12 protein-coding genes, 1 tRNA gene and 2 pseudogenes are annotated in these 12902 nt (G+C 59.6%); 7 read left to right on the forward strand and 8 right to left on the reverse strand.

Annotated elements, in window-relative coordinates:
* From ACVWNW_RS08610 to ACVWNW_RS08635, 6 genes are read left to right on the forward strand one after another with little or no spacing between them, the layout of a single operon-like run.
* Nucleotides 1-615, forward strand: coding sequence for a CDP-alcohol phosphatidyltransferase family protein (locus ACVWNW_RS08610; RefSeq protein ID WP_198190768.1), 615 nt, complete (start codon nucleotides 1-3; stop codon nucleotides 613-615).
* A complete protein-coding gene (locus ACVWNW_RS08615) occupies nucleotides 608-1564 on the forward strand; it encodes a DUF881 domain-containing protein (protein WP_198190769.1) in 957 nt (318 codons plus the stop codon). Before ACVWNW_RS08610 ends, ACVWNW_RS08615 begins: the two co-directional genes overlap by 8 nt.
* 1 nt (nucleotide 1565) lies before the next feature.
* Nucleotides 1566-1898: a small basic family protein gene (locus ACVWNW_RS08620; RefSeq protein WP_015021764.1), complete on the forward strand. Its 333-nt coding sequence runs from the start codon at nucleotides 1566-1568 to the stop codon at nucleotides 1896-1898.
* A gap of 4 nt (nucleotides 1899-1902) precedes the next feature.
* Nucleotides 1903-2736: a DUF881 domain-containing protein gene (locus ACVWNW_RS08625; RefSeq protein ID WP_082097744.1), complete on the forward strand. Its 834-nt coding sequence runs from the start codon at nucleotides 1903-1905 to the stop codon at nucleotides 2734-2736.
* 6 nt (nucleotides 2737-2742) lie between these two features.
* Nucleotides 2743-3186, forward strand: a complete 444-nt coding sequence (locus ACVWNW_RS08630) for an FHA domain-containing protein (RefSeq protein WP_046322859.1) — start codon at nucleotides 2743-2745, stop codon at nucleotides 3184-3186.
* A gap of 13 nt (nucleotides 3187-3199) precedes the next feature.
* Nucleotides 3200-3796: a MerR family transcriptional regulator gene (locus ACVWNW_RS08635; protein ID WP_046322860.1), complete on the forward strand. Its 597-nt coding sequence runs from the start codon at nucleotides 3200-3202 to the stop codon at nucleotides 3794-3796.
* A gap of 236 nt (nucleotides 3797-4032) precedes the next feature.
* Here the strand turns inward: ACVWNW_RS08635 and ACVWNW_RS08640 are convergent, their stop codons facing one another.
* The 7 genes and pseudogenes from ACVWNW_RS08640 to ACVWNW_RS08670 all read right to left on the reverse strand — a co-directional run bounded on the left by ACVWNW_RS08640 (nucleotide 4033) and on the right by ACVWNW_RS08670 (nucleotide 11626).
* Nucleotides 4033-4749 carry an HAD hydrolase-like protein gene (locus ACVWNW_RS08640; RefSeq protein ID WP_454482233.1) on the reverse strand — a complete coding sequence of 239 codons (717 nt, stop codon included), beginning with the start codon at nucleotides 4747-4749 and terminating at the stop codon, nucleotides 4033-4035.
* Nucleotides 4742-5089: an RNA polymerase-binding protein RbpA gene (locus tag ACVWNW_RS08645; protein WP_045935333.1), complete on the reverse strand. Its 348-nt coding sequence runs from the start codon at nucleotides 5087-5089 to the stop codon at nucleotides 4742-4744. Before ACVWNW_RS08645 ends, ACVWNW_RS08640 begins: the two co-directional genes overlap by 8 nt.
* Before the next feature lie 84 nt (nucleotides 5090-5173).
* Nucleotides 5174-7738, reverse strand: a complete 2565-nt coding sequence (locus ACVWNW_RS08650; protein WP_454482235.1) for a DEAD/DEAH box helicase — start codon at nucleotides 7736-7738, stop codon at nucleotides 5174-5176.
* 13 nt (nucleotides 7739-7751) lie between these two features.
* Nucleotides 7752-8075: a hypothetical protein gene (locus ACVWNW_RS08655; protein WP_110425190.1), complete on the reverse strand. Its 324-nt coding sequence runs from the start codon at nucleotides 8073-8075 to the stop codon at nucleotides 7752-7754.
* Between the two features lie 21 nt (nucleotides 8076-8096).
* A pseudogene (locus ACVWNW_RS08660) lies at nucleotides 8097-9194 on the reverse strand (helix-turn-helix transcriptional regulator); the annotation flags it as partial.
* Nucleotides 9195-9268: 74 nt separating this feature from the next.
* Nucleotides 9269-10052, reverse strand: a pseudogene (locus tag ACVWNW_RS08665) (helix-turn-helix transcriptional regulator); the annotation flags it as partial.
* 143 nt (nucleotides 10053-10195) lie between these two features.
* Complete coding sequence (locus ACVWNW_RS08670) at nucleotides 10196-11626, reverse strand: UTP--glucose-1-phosphate uridylyltransferase (RefSeq protein WP_454482237.1); 1431 nt, start codon at nucleotides 11624-11626, stop codon at nucleotides 10196-10198.
* A 179-nt stretch (nucleotides 11627-11805) separates the two neighbouring features.
* Between ACVWNW_RS08670 and ACVWNW_RS08675 the strand changes: the two genes are divergently transcribed.
* A tRNA-Pro gene (locus ACVWNW_RS08675) sits at nucleotides 11806-11879 on the forward strand.
* Between the two features lie 388 nt (nucleotides 11880-12267).
* On the opposite strand, the gene ACVWNW_RS08680 is transcribed toward ACVWNW_RS08675, so the two are convergent.
* Complete coding sequence (locus ACVWNW_RS08680) at nucleotides 12268-12858, reverse strand: helix-turn-helix domain-containing protein (RefSeq protein WP_454482239.1); 591 nt, start codon at nucleotides 12856-12858, stop codon at nucleotides 12268-12270.
* Nucleotides 12859-12902 lie beyond the last annotated feature (44 nt).

Raw genomic sequence — 12902 nt, forward strand, 5'->3', positions numbered from 1 at the left:
ATGGCACTGATTGATCGAATTTCACGCAGCAGGTACAGCCCTGAGCCGCGGTCTGTGATTTTCACTGTACCGAATGTCATCAGCCTGCTCCGTATCCTATCCATACCTCTTATTGCCTACCTGGTGGCCAATCGGCACCTGATCATCTCTCTGGTGGTCATGCTGATTTCGGCCCTGTCAGATGGGGTGGACGGAATCATTGCCCGTAGGTTCAACCAGGTCAGCAAGCTGGGGCAGATCCTGGATCCGGTTGCCGATCGTCTACTCATTCTCTGCTCCGTCCTCGCCCTGAGCATAGCCTCAATCCTGCCCTGGTGGCTTCTGGCCCTGGTCGGGGCCCGGGACGTGCTCATGGGTCTGCTGGTTCTGGTGCTGGCTCAGCACAATTATGGTCCTCTGCCGGTTCACTTCGCGGGCAAGACTGGCACAGCCGTGCTCATGCTGGCTATACCGGCCCTGATCTTTGCGGATGTCGGTACTTCACCCTTCTTCCGCTTCTTTCATCTGGTGGCCCTGGCAGCCGTCATTTGGGGGGTGGGCCTCTATTGGCTGGCAGGGCTGATATACGCACGTCAAGGCATCGGACTGATTCGTCAGGACCGCCATCATGACTGAACCGCAGAGGATGCCTGAATCCTTCCCCGTGCCGCCCGACCGTGCCCTGATTCACCGCCGGGCGGCTTTTTCGCATTCCACTTCTGGTCTGGAACGCCACTATGTTGATGAAGAGAGCTCTGAGCCCTCACAGGAGTCCATTCGTCGGCGCATGGCCGATGAGTCCTTGAGGCTGATAGACGATCTGACCAACCGCCCCATGGATCCTATGTTCGAGGATGCCCGCCTGCTGCCTGCTGAACGCAGATCACCGCTGAGCGTCTGGGTCAACAGGATCCTGGTCTTTGTCATCTGTGTGCTGGTTGGTTTGGCTGGCACGGGCATAGTGCAGGTGCTGCACCGGGACCCGCGTCAGAAGGTACGTGAAAAGCTGATCTCCCAAGTGGAGGTGGTCAGCAAACGTGCCAATGACCTCAACAGCCAGATTTCAGACCTCAACGGAAAGATCGACACGCTTTCGGGTCAAGTTGGCGGCCAGGGGCAGAACGGCACCCAGACCGCCGACGATCTGACCAACGGTACCAGCAAGGTGCAGGGCCAAGGCATCGTTATCACCCTGGCTAACCCTATTGCCTCCAAGGATGTCCGAGACAATGCGGATCAGATCAAATTGGTCACCGACCAGGATCTGCAGTGGTTCCTGACTAAGCTCTGGTCCGCGGGAGCCGAGGCCATTGCCATCAACGGCAATAGAATAGGGACACAGACATCAGTGCGCACGGCCGGTCAGACCATCCTGGTGGGGACCGCCTCCATCGAGGCACCCTACAAGATTGAGGCCATAGGCGACCAGGGTGCACTGTCTGATCTGATGTCTCGCAGCGATCTGCAGAGCCGCCTGCATGACCTGAAGAATGCGAACATTACCGTCAATGTAAACAAGCAGCGGCGCCTGAACCTGAATGCAGTCGGTCTGCCCAATCTGTCCTATGCCGGAAGGAGTCATTGACATGTCGGCAATTCTAGGCCTGATCCTAGGTGTGGTGGCGGGCATCTTCCTCAAGCCAGACATTCCCATCGTCCTGCAGCCCTACCTGCCCATTATGGTGGTGGCGGCCCTGGATGCACTCATGGGCGCGGTCCGTTCCTACTTCGAGCGCAGCTTCTCGGACCGGGTCTTCGTGGTTTCCTTCATCTCCAACGTGATCACCGCCACTCTGCTGGTCTTCCTGGGCAATCAGCTGGGCGTGGGCTCCCAGCTGTCCACAGCTGTCATCGTGGTCTTGGGCATCCGCATCTTCTCTAACGTCTCCGCTATTCGACGGTTCATTTTCAAGGGGTGAGTATATGAGACACACCCTCAGGAAGAAGCGCGATGAACGGATGCCCGAGAGTATTCCACCCAGGCGGCCTGGGCGGGTCAGGGCTCCATCCGACGATACGCAGACCGGTGCTTTCCCGGTGGTTCGGCGGCGGCCTCTGCGCACACTCAATTCCAACGCCACCAGGGTCAGGCTGGTCACCAGCGTCTTGGTGGCCCTTATGTGCGCCTTGCTGGGCTTCGGGTACGCCGTCCAAGTGCGCAACAACCAGTCCTCTTACCAAAGCCTATCGGAGGAAGAGCTGGTGCGGGTGTTGGACGAAACCAGCAATCAGGTCGATAAGTTGGAGGAGCGCAAGAGCCAACTCAACCAGCAGCTGACCTCTATAAAGTCCGCCGCCGACAAGCAAAAGGAGGCCGCCCGCATCGCCCAGCAGAACGAGCAGAGCAGCGGCATCCTGTCCGGACGGTTGCCAGCCCAGGGCAGGGGAGTAGTGGTGACTGTCACCGAGGACAGCGACCGTGTGGATGCCTCGACTATGTTCAACCTGATCGAGGAGCTACGCAATGCAGGGGCTGAGGTCATATCCTTCAACGATGTCCGGGTGGTCACCAACACCTATCTGCTGGATACGCGCACCGGCCTGCAGTGCGACCACTCCAAGCTGCAAAGCCCCTATGTCGTCAAGGCCATCGGGGACCCGGACAGCCTGCAGAATGCCATTCAGATCGCCGGGGGAGTGGGTTCGCGGATCAAGGTCCAATTCCACGCATCCGTGTCCGTGGAGCAGTCCGATAGTGTCAGAATCGACCAGGTTCGACGCGTGCAGGACTATCAGTATGCAAAGCCTGTAGAATAGACAGTTATGACAGAACCTATTCCCACTGCGGGCGAGACGACCATCATTGGCATGCCGGCCCTGAACATTCCAGTCACCTCCAACGGTGACCGTCCACTGACCAAGGACGATCTGGAGACTATGGCCCGATTGCCTGAGGGTACAGCCCTGCTGATCTCTACTAGGGGAGCGGTGTCGGGATCGCGTTATCTGCTGGATGAGGACCAGGTCAGCGTGGGCCGTGATCCCAAAGCGGATATTCTGTTGGACGACTCGACAGTCTCCAGGGCGCACGCCATATTTGTACGGACTGACCAAGGCTTCAGGGTCGAGGACACGGGCAGCCTTAACGGCACCTACGTCAACCGTGAACGCGTGGACCAGGCCGACCTGCACAACGGCGACGAGATCATGATCGGCAAGTTCAGGCTGGTCTACTTCGACAATCGGGCAGTCATCGCCAAGAGCTGATAGGGGGCATGGCATGGCCGAAGAGGTGCCGAAGCTGGTGCAGGGGGAACTCTTCTCGGCTGAGCAGGCCGAGGGCACGACCCGAGGCTACCGGGGAACTGTCGCGGCCAAGGTGGCCGGCATCACCTATCGACAGCTGGATTACTGGGCCCGCAAACGGATTGTAGAGCCCTCAATTAAGGCCTCACACGGATCAGGCTCCCGCAGGCTATATTCTTTTAAAGATGTGGTCATCCTGGCGGTCCTCAAGCGACTTCTGGATGCCGGCGTCAACCTGGTCAACGCAACGAGCACTGTGGCTTATCTTGAGCATCGGACAGTCGGTCAGCTTGAGCATGTGACTGTGGTTTGCGACGGGGACGAGGTTAGCGAGTGTTCAGGCCCGGATCAGGTCTTCGCTTTGATGCAGTCCGGGCGTGCCGTCTTTGCTATCTCTGTGGGTGCTATCTGGCATCGGATGGATCTGGAACTGCAGACCTGCGACCATGTGGATTTGACTACCGGACAGCTGACACCAGGCTTGCCTGAGCGGCCCATCGACGAGCTGACGGCTATGCGTCTGCGCCAGCGTTTGGAGCACCAGCACGAGCAGCGTCAACGGGCTGCATGATCGACGAGGACAACATTGTGCGAAGGCCATGTGGCGGCCTAAATGGGGGAGAAAAATAATAAGTAATTTGACATAACGTACATTATCGGCTTACTGGCATTTCATAGCAATTTGCTTTGTTGACTGTGATTTCAGGGTTGTTACTGTCATGGCTTGGAGCTTTGCGATTGTTTGCACAACAGTTTGTCGCGGATGAGTGTGCGATTGTTTGCGCAAGACAGATCCTGAACAAGGCGTTATTCCTGGAAGTAATCCTCGGCAGCTTGGCACAATTGGCCGACTTGGTCTATGACTCGGTAGCACCCGTGAGACTCAAGTTCTCCTGGCTCGGCATAGCCCCAGCCGCAGCCCAGGCAGTCCAGACCGGTTTCCAGCGCGCCATCGGCATCAGTCCAACGGTCGCCGACCATAAGGGCCCGGTCGCCGTGTTTGGCATCGAAACCAAGCCGCTGCAACGCGTAGGTGATGACTTGGCCCTTGGTGACCCTTGTGGTGTCCTTGCTGGCGCCATAGACTCCATCTACCAGTGGCCTCAATCCGAAATGGTCACATACGGGCAGGGCCTGATACTCAGGCTTGCAGGTTGCCACAGCCAATGTCAGACCATGCTCGCGGATACGGTTGAGCTGCTCGGGAATGCCATCGAAGACCGTGGCGAGTAGGCGTCCAGGGACACGTTGTCCCGGATGCCTTGGATCTTCGAATGATGCTGTCTCACTGTAATAGCGCCGGTAGATTTGAACGCCCCTATCTACGTCCTCCTCTTTAATGCCGTTGTTGCGCAAGGATACTTCGATAGCTGGTCCGATGAATCGTCGAAGCTCGCTCTCGTCGGGCACAGGATGACCAAGCTCTTTGAAAGTCTGCACCACAGAGGCGATAATGCCCGGATGAGAAGCAATCAGGGTACCGTCCAGATCCAGCAGAACCAGGCGGCGCGGTGATTTACTCATAGTCGGGGAACCATCCTTCGCGGTGCATTTTCAGACGCTTGTCAAGCACAGCCTTGAGCTCATCCTCGGACCGACGCTCCAGCAGCATGTCCCAGTGGGTCCTGGTCGGTTTGCCAGTCTTGCCGGACTCCTGCTCGTCGTGTCCCTCAAGGTGAGCGATCTGCCCACAGCGGCACTCCCACTCCTGCGGCACCTCAGCGCCCTCGGCCAAGGGCAGGATAGTCCGATGGCCCTTGGGGCAGATGTAGGCGACCTCGCTGCGTGCCGCGAAGTCCACATTCTGATCAGATTCCAGGGACTTCGCCCCAATACTCATACCGCGAAGACTACGCTCTGCCATGATTCCTCCTTACTCGTGTCCGTCACTGCCTCCAAGCTACAGAACAGTGTTGACCTGAAACTTATTCCCTGTCTGCGGCCGTGTTCACTCCACGCCTGTGTATGCCACAATGCCGCGATTGACCTGGTCGGCGGCGATGCTGGCTGCCCTGGCCAGGTGATGCCCTCCCCTGCCCAGGTAGGGTTCCACTTGGACGATCTGGGTGAGCACATCGGACAGGCGCTTGGCGTTGCGCACGAAGTCCCCCGCCGTCAGATCACTGTCACGCAGGATGGTGGTCAGAGAGTCGCCGCAGGCCCAGTCGTAGATGGTCGGCCCTAAGTCAAAATCAAGTTCCGGGGGCAGTTCCAACCCGGCCTGATCGCAACGTTCCTGCACCTGGGACCACTGACGCTTCATATCATCCATGGCCTCGACCAGCCTGGGAGCTCTATATCCGGCCCTCTCCCCCGGCTGCTCCCCTACCCCACGTCGGGATTCGTAGACCAGTCCGGAAACGGCGGCCGCCAGTTCTGCGGGCTCCAGATCGTTGAGGAGGCCCCGATCCAGGATCTCGGCAAGGCTCAGATCCTGCTCACTGTAGATGCGCCGAAGCAGCTGCCCTTTGCGTGTCAATCGGCAGTCATCAGGGTCGACGGGACGGGTGTAGTGCAGGTCAGCCAGAATCTGGCAGATTCTGTCGAACTGGCGCGAGACTGATCCTGTTTTGGACTCGTACTGTTCTCGAGTCCTCTGCAGCTCCTTGTCCATGCGGATCCACCGGTTCCCCCAGCGCAGGTGCTTGGGCAGGTCCGGGCACTGGCGGCAGGGATGGTTGCGTTCCTGCTCGCGCAGCTGGTCGATGTGCCGGTCAAGGTCGCGGAATGCCTGGTCGCGAGCTTTCTCGCTGGTGAACCTTTGACGCTTCAAACGGCGGCGATCGTTCTTCTGGGCCGAAGAGAGGGCTGCACGGATGCGCATGAACTCAATCAGATCGCCACGGCTGCATTGGGCGGCCTTCCGGTAGTCCTCCAGGCCGCTGGTCAGAGTCTCGATGCGCTCCTCCAGCTTTGAGGCTGATCGGTTGGCTTCCCACTGAGCAAAGGAATGGTCCAGGGTATCCCGGGCACGCGTGTAGCTGGAGGAGTTGAGCAGGTTGACGGCCATGTTGAAGGTAGGTCGGAAGCTGGAGTGCAGCGGATAGACTCTCCGGCTGGACAGGGCTGCCATGGTCTTTGGGCTGAAGTCCCGGTGGTCGACCACTACTACATGGCCGATGTCGTCGATGCCGCGCCGGCCGGCTCGACCGGTCAGCTGGGTGAATTCTCCGGGCGTCAGGGCTACATGGCCGGTGCCGTCGAACTTCTCCAGCTTCTCGACCACGACGCAGCGGGCAGGCATGTTGATGCCCAGAGCCAGGGTCTCGGTGGCGAAGACCACCTTAAGTAGTCCCAGTTCGAACAGATGTTCGACTATCTGCCGGAAGAGGGTGACCACGCCAGCGTGATGGGCGGCGAAGCCCTGCTCCAGAGCGAAACAGAACTGGGAGAACCCCAGCGCCTTGAGATCCTCCTTGCTGAGCTGGCCGGCTGCCATGGAGTCCACGATGTGCCGTATTCGGCGGGCCTCCTCATCAGTAGTCAGCTGCAGGCCTGCCCGGATGCACTGCTGGACGGCCTGGTCGCAGCCGGTACGGGAGAAGATGAAGTAAATTCCGGGCAACATGTCCATGAAGTCAAGCTCATCGACCACGTCGGCTCGGCTTGGACGATACCGCTCCCCCATCTGTCGCTCCGGCCTGCCGCCGCGACCATGGTGGTGATGGTGTCCTTGGTCGCGGGCCTGGGCGCGCTCCTGTCCGGCCTTGTCCAGCTGGGCCAGCCGGGAGACCAGACGTGGGTTGATCTTTGGGGTCTGCCGTCCTGAATTGTCGTGTCGATACAGGTCCAGGATCTCGGGCTCGGTGTGCCTGTCGGCCTGGACCAGGACGTGCTGCTCCAGCGGTACGGGCCTGCGTTCGGAGACCACAAGATGGGTGCGTCCACGCACCGATGAGATCCAGTCGGAGAATTCCTCCACGTTGGACACGGTGGCCGACAGCCCCACAATGCGGATGGAGGCCGGAAGATGGATGATGACCTCCTCCCAGACGGGTCCCCGGAAGCGGTCGGCCAGATAGTGGACCTCATCCAGGATTACGTACTTGAGGGCCGTCAGGGTGGAGGACTGCTCATAGAGCATGTTGCGCAGAACCTCGGTGGTCATGACCACGATGTCCGCCTCGGAGTTGATGGAGGTGTCGCCGGTCAGCAACCCTACCCGATCCTCGCCGTAACGGTCGACCAGGTCATGGTATTTCTGGTTGCTCAGCGCCTTGATTGGGGTGGTATAGAAGGTCTTGACGTTCTGCTCCTGAGCCAGGAATACTGCGAAGTCGGCCACGATGGTCTTGCCGGCGCCGGTCGGAGCGGCAACCAGAACGTTGTCGCCATCCTCCAAAGCCGTGATGGCCTCCAGCTGGAAGTCATCCAGAGGGAAGGGCAACTTGGACTGAAAACGTGCGGGCGCTCCGGTCATTCGCTTACGGTGACGACTGAAACGGGCATAGCGTTCCGCCGGCCCCGGTTCGGATGTTGATGAATCCTGTCCGTGGTGACGATGACCTGACATATTCCTCCAAGAACTACTTATTGAACTGCTTCCACCGCCGCCAGACGCGGGCATGATTCCTCCTGCGCTGCTCCTTGCGCTGCAGAACCTGGGCGTGGGCCTGGCTGTAGCGTTCGGTTGAGTGCGACAGGGGCAGGGCGAAAGCCGGACCTTCAGCCCTATCTGTTGCCTGGGACTGTCCTGCAACTGGGGGCTGGGGCATGTGTCGGTTCAGATCGTCTGAGACCCGCCCTATGGATCGGCCAGCTGTCATGGCGTGGCGGATGGCGTAGACGGCTCCGCCGATCAGCATGGCCAGCATGAAGATCACCAGAAAGATCCAGATCCATCCAGGCATGGCACTCCTCTCCGACCGGGACTAGTGCCGGTCTTGCTCCTTGTCGTGAGCGTCGCTGATGGTGATCTCGCGCTGGGCACGGGCCAGGATCATGGTGCGCAGGGTCTTGGGCGCCACTGCGGTGATGTGCTTGGCGTGGGCAATGCAGAAGGCCACGAACCATGAGTCCGAGGAGACGGTCAGGTGGACCTTCTGCCCGGATCCGCATGGCTCGACCGAGGCGCCCGGCAGGGACTTGATGTAGGGCAGATCCGGCCGGTCGGTGATGAAGACCGCAGCCGTGCCATTGTCGAAGGACCACTTGCGCAGCTCGCTGACCGGCACATCCGGGAACTCCACCTTATGGCTGGGCTTGACGATGGTTGCGTGCTCGATTCTGGCGATTCGCAGAACCTGCCACTGTCTGTTGCGTCCGGTGCCCTGCTTGAGGTGGCGGCTGGAATCCGAGGGAGCATCCGCAGCCTCAGTGCCCTCTGCTGCATCGCCTATATCGGTCCAGGCGGCGACATAGTAGACGCCCTCATCCACGAAGATCTTGGCAGGTGCCACCACCTTGCGGCGGGTGCGGCCGGCGGCGTCCGTGTACTCCATGTCCAGCAAAGACTCGGTCTTGATGGCACGTCGGACTACCGAGAAGCTCTTGGGCTCAGTCTCATAACCGGTCAGGGAGAGCCAGGGTGTCTCCCCCGGCCCTACATGCGTGCGCAGGCGCTGGTAGAGCGACTCGGCCTGGGTGCGGGACTGCTCGGGCAACAGGGGCGAATGGGCCAGGTAGTTGAGTGAGGCGGTCAGCATACTCAAGTACTGGGGAGAAATGCCGGCCAGTCGTTCCAGCCCCAGCGAGTTGGTGGCCGAGACGATGCCGCTGTCATCAAGCAGGGACCAGTCAATGTCGAAGAACTGACTGCCGGCCATCTCGCCATCGTCCGAAACCGTGGTCAGGGTGTTGATGTCCTTGTGAATGGTATTGACGTACTTGCGCAGTTCTTCCTTGCTGTTGGGATGGCCGATGAAGCGATCGGCCAGCTCGGCCAGGGAGAACTCCTCACCCAGGTGGGCGGACAGGAAGAGCATGAGCCGCAGGCGACGGTCCACCTCGGATCCGGTCTGGAAGGAGGATGCACTGACCCGACGGGCGTGGCGAAGGTCGGTGTCGTCGTCGCTTAGGTCAGTGGCGAAATGCTCGACGCTGGTCCGGGCAATCTCCGGAGAGATGACCGTTGCCGCGCCAGGACTCAAAGACTCGTCGGCCAGCTTGAAGCGGGCGGCTGCATCCAGCCGGCGCCGGAAGGCATCTGCGGCCTCCTGAGGGCTGACGATGGAGGCATCGGGGTGCTCCAGGACGAACATGGCCAGGTCATCGGAGTCGGCATAGGCCACGTTGAGGTTCTCCCCGTCCACGTCCACAGTGGCGGCGAAGCGGCGGGAATCGATGACCTTGACCAGATCGTCGGGAATGCGCTGGGTGCCCAATCCAGGGGCTATGGAGTCCAGGCCCAGGCCGGGAATGGGCACCTGCGGTACCCGGGGCGTGGTGCGCGAGACCGGTCGGGTCGGCTCCTCGCTGGCCTCCTGGGACATGGCTATGGATCGCGCTAGGTAGTTGGCCGCGGCCAGCACCGGCATGTCCTCCTGATTGAAGTGCATACGGATGCGGGGCTCATCCCCCAGCTGCAGACGGTAGGAGGCGAAATCCTGCCCCTCTGACTTGGAGGAATACTCGGGCTGACGGGATTCTATGGCTATGCCCATAGCTGCCAGCTTGGCGCGGTCACGCTGGAACTGCTTGGCGAAAGCTGCCTTGGCGGCCTGGTCAGCCAGCTCGCCATAGGAGTCGGCATAGGCCTTGACCCGTTGGGCTATTTGCCGAGATGTAAGCCATTGTGGGAAAGCTGACGATAAGACGGCTAGGACATCAAGTTCGTGCTTGCCCCATTTATCCGAGAAACGCCGTCTTCCGTTCGTGCCTTCTGCCATCAGTCCTCGCGTATCGTTAAAATTTGTGTATTAGTGCGTCTAACGCACGTTTATCTATCATAGATTGATTTTCAGGACCGTGGGAGCCAAACACCCAAATACGGTACCTTTTCTTGACAGGCTGAACCCTGCTGAGATTGGCCTTAGACCCACTCGTCCGGTTCGATTCCCTGGGGTCCCACATACTGACCATTGGGCACGTATGAGGAGCGCTCCCGATCACTCAGATGAGCATCAGCATACAGGGTCACATCCCTGCCGAAGGTCCAGTCGCCTTCGATCGTGACCGAGTTGGCAGCCGCCAGGCTGGGAACCCCGTAGGGGAAGCGCTCGTCAAAGTCGGCGATGTACTTGTAGTAGCGCTCATCCAGCTGAACGTTTGGGAAATCGTAGTTGCCATCCTCCATCTCATAGGAGTCGGTCAGATGGAAGCGGTCGGAGCGCATGATGAACAGGTCGTCGGTGGTCTTGACCGGCAGAAAGCGCATACGGTCCACCTGTACGCAGATGGCCCCTTCGAAGAGCGTGGCGGCAGAGCCCATGGCGGTCTCCAGTTGCACCACGGGGCGGGTGGATGGATCGGTGGGGTCCACGGTCTTCCGGTTCTCGATGATGGGCAGCGGCAGCACGCCGTTGTATTCGGTCAGCTTGTCGCGCAGGGCATCGACCCTGACCCAGATGCTGTTGGTATTGAAGTAGGGATGCTTGCGAATGGACATGGCTGAGCTGCGGTCGTGCGGGTCCACCTGGGACATCTCCCGCAGGATAAGGCGTCCGCTGGCCTTATCGATAACGATATGGCCGCCCTTCCGGTCAGCATCGGTGCGCTTGGCCACCTCGATCATGAAGGGCGCTCCGGACTGCGCGAAATAACCGGCCAAGGTCCTTGAAGGCCGGGCGCCCAGGTTGTCGGAGTTAGAGATGAACAGATAGTCGATTCCATGCTCCTTGAGTGTATCCAGTAGGCCCGTCTCCCAGATGGTCGAGAAGATGTCGCCATGGCCGGGAGGGCACCATTCAAGGTCGGGGTTGGCTGGGAAGTCGACAGGACGGCCGGTGTCAGCGTCGATCTTGGGCTCGATGTGCTGAATGATCTCCACGGGCACGTCTTTCTGAACAAAGCGGCGGTCCTGCTTGACCGCGCGCATGGTGTCGCGCGAGGTGCGGAAGGAGTTCATGAAGATCAGCGGCAGCGGAACCCCTAGGCGCTTGCGGGCCGTCAGCACCTGGCCCATGATGATGTCCAGGAAACGCATGCGACGGGCCTTGTGGCGACGGATGGGCAGCAGGGATTTGGCCTTCTCCAGGCCCATGGAGGTGCCCAGTCCTCCATTAAGCTTGATGAAGGCGGTGCGGGAGAATGCATCCAGGGCCATGTCCATGTCCATGGTGTCGTGGATATCTTTGGTACGGGGCACGTCCTTGAGCGGAGTGACATCCTTCTCGCGCACGCACGCCTTGGCGTCTCCCCGTTCCCAAGTTTCGTAAAGCTGCTTGAACTGGTTGATGGAGACTTCGCTCATGCCCTTGTCTCGCATCTTCGCGGCCGAAAGGTCGAAAACGTCTGTGCTCATGGAACCCCTTCCGGGCTGGGACGACTTGCGGTCGACGCGGGTTGCGTCGACCGTCCAGAAACATGATAGCAAGTTGATCACGCGGCCCGGTCTGTCTGGACTTGTTTGCTGGGACTCGCCGGACCATTGTCGGTCCAGCTACGCTGTGCTAATATCTCTACTCGGTGCTGATGCACTGTCGGGCCGTAGCGCAGTTTGGTAGCGCACTTGACTGGGGGTCAAGGGGTCGCGGGTTCAAATCCCGCCGGCCCGACAAGAAACCAATGGTTCCAAGGCTCCTTCGCCTCGGAACCATTCTTATTTCCGGAATCGGGCACATTTCGGGCGCATCGTTTATGCAAGGCCCTCTCCCAGCTTTTGCCGGCCGCATTGTGTTTCGTGTTATACGCCAAAACAATGCTTATAGAACTGCACGGAGTCAAGTGTGCCGTATGGCATAACAGGCTGCATGCTGGTATGAGCCCCCCCTCTGTCGCTCTCCGATGACTGATGGCTGAACCTTAAATGCACTCGAAGTCAAAGCAAGAAGAAGATTTGTATCCGGTTGCTTGCTGGAACAGAGATGCCTTCTCGTGGTGGCCTTATCCGTTAAGTTGGCACAGGTAAAGCTCCATTTTCCGTTGCCAGCCAAGGAGGGGCTGTCACCAGAACAGGGCCGCAAGAGCATACCCGGCAACAGCGCAGACCACGATTACGAGCAGCAGCAACAACAGCCTCTTCCGAAGGCTGGGCAGACGGCCACGATCAGACCGGTCCACCTCCTCACCCGCCAGGAAAGCCTTGATCTCCCTGTAGGTGCAGATATTGTTTCGTCGTTTGATATTCTCCTCAAGGCCGCCGATCAATCCCAACAGGACCAGAAGGGCGAAGAGCCCCAAGAGTGAAAGCAGCCACGGCCACTCCCGCTTGGCAACTGCAACCCCATACAGCACCAGCCCATCCACAATGAAGATGACCGCGGCCAAACCATAGAGGATCAGATTCAGGATCTTCATGCTTCGTACGTCCTTATCGAGCGCCTGCTTCATGGTGTCGAGGTCTCCTTTGATCAGCTGGTCGATGCTCACGTCGAAGAGGTTGGACAGGAGGAGCAGGTTCTGCACGTCCGGGTAGGTGCGGTCGTTCTCCCAGTTGGATATGGTCTGGCGGGACACGAATATCCTGCCGGCGAGATCGTCCTGGGACATGCCCCGCTCCGAGCGACACCGGCGAATCTGACTGCCCAGTTCCATACCCCTGCCCCCCGCCTTCCCTGGCCATCGTCCGCCGGCCGATT

The sequence above is a fragment of the Bifidobacterium sp. JNUCC 75 genome (assembly GCF_054819865.1).

Excerpts from the sequence above, each read along its gene's own strand:
- ACVWNW_RS08610 (WP_198190768.1), top strand. The coding sequence starts at position 1 with ATGGCACTGATTGATCGAATTTCACGCAGCAGGTACAGCCCTGAGCCG.
- ACVWNW_RS08615 (WP_198190769.1), top strand. The coding sequence starts at position 608 with ATGACTGAACCGCAGAGGATGCCTGAATCCTTCCCCGTGCCGCCCGAC.
- ACVWNW_RS08620 (WP_015021764.1), top strand. The coding sequence starts at position 1,566 with ATGTCGGCAATTCTAGGCCTGATCCTAGGTGTGGTGGCGGGCATCTTC.
- ACVWNW_RS08625 (WP_082097744.1), top strand. The coding sequence starts at position 1,903 with ATGAGACACACCCTCAGGAAGAAGCGCGATGAACGGATGCCCGAGAGT.
- ACVWNW_RS08630 (WP_046322859.1), top strand. The coding sequence starts at position 2,743 with ATGACAGAACCTATTCCCACTGCGGGCGAGACGACCATCATTGGCATG.
- ACVWNW_RS08635 (WP_046322860.1), top strand. The coding sequence starts at position 3,200 with ATGGCCGAAGAGGTGCCGAAGCTGGTGCAGGGGGAACTCTTCTCGGCT.
- ACVWNW_RS08640 (WP_454482233.1), bottom strand. The coding sequence starts at position 4,749 with ATGAGTAAATCACCGCGCCGCCTGGTTCTGCTGGATCTGGACGGTACC.
- ACVWNW_RS08645 (WP_045935333.1), bottom strand. The coding sequence starts at position 5,089 with ATGGCAGAGCGTAGTCTTCGCGGTATGAGTATTGGGGCGAAGTCCCTG.
- ACVWNW_RS08650 (WP_454482235.1), bottom strand. The coding sequence starts at position 7,738 with ATGTCAGGTCATCGTCACCACGGACAGGATTCATCAACATCCGAACCG.
- ACVWNW_RS08655 (WP_110425190.1), bottom strand. The coding sequence starts at position 8,075 with ATGCCTGGATGGATCTGGATCTTTCTGGTGATCTTCATGCTGGCCATG.
- ACVWNW_RS08670 (WP_454482237.1), bottom strand. The coding sequence starts at position 11,626 with ATGAGCACAGACGTTTTCGACCTTTCGGCCGCGAAGATGCGAGACAAG.
- ACVWNW_RS08680 (WP_454482239.1), bottom strand. The coding sequence starts at position 12,858 with ATGGAACTGGGCAGTCAGATTCGCCGGTGTCGCTCGGAGCGGGGCATG.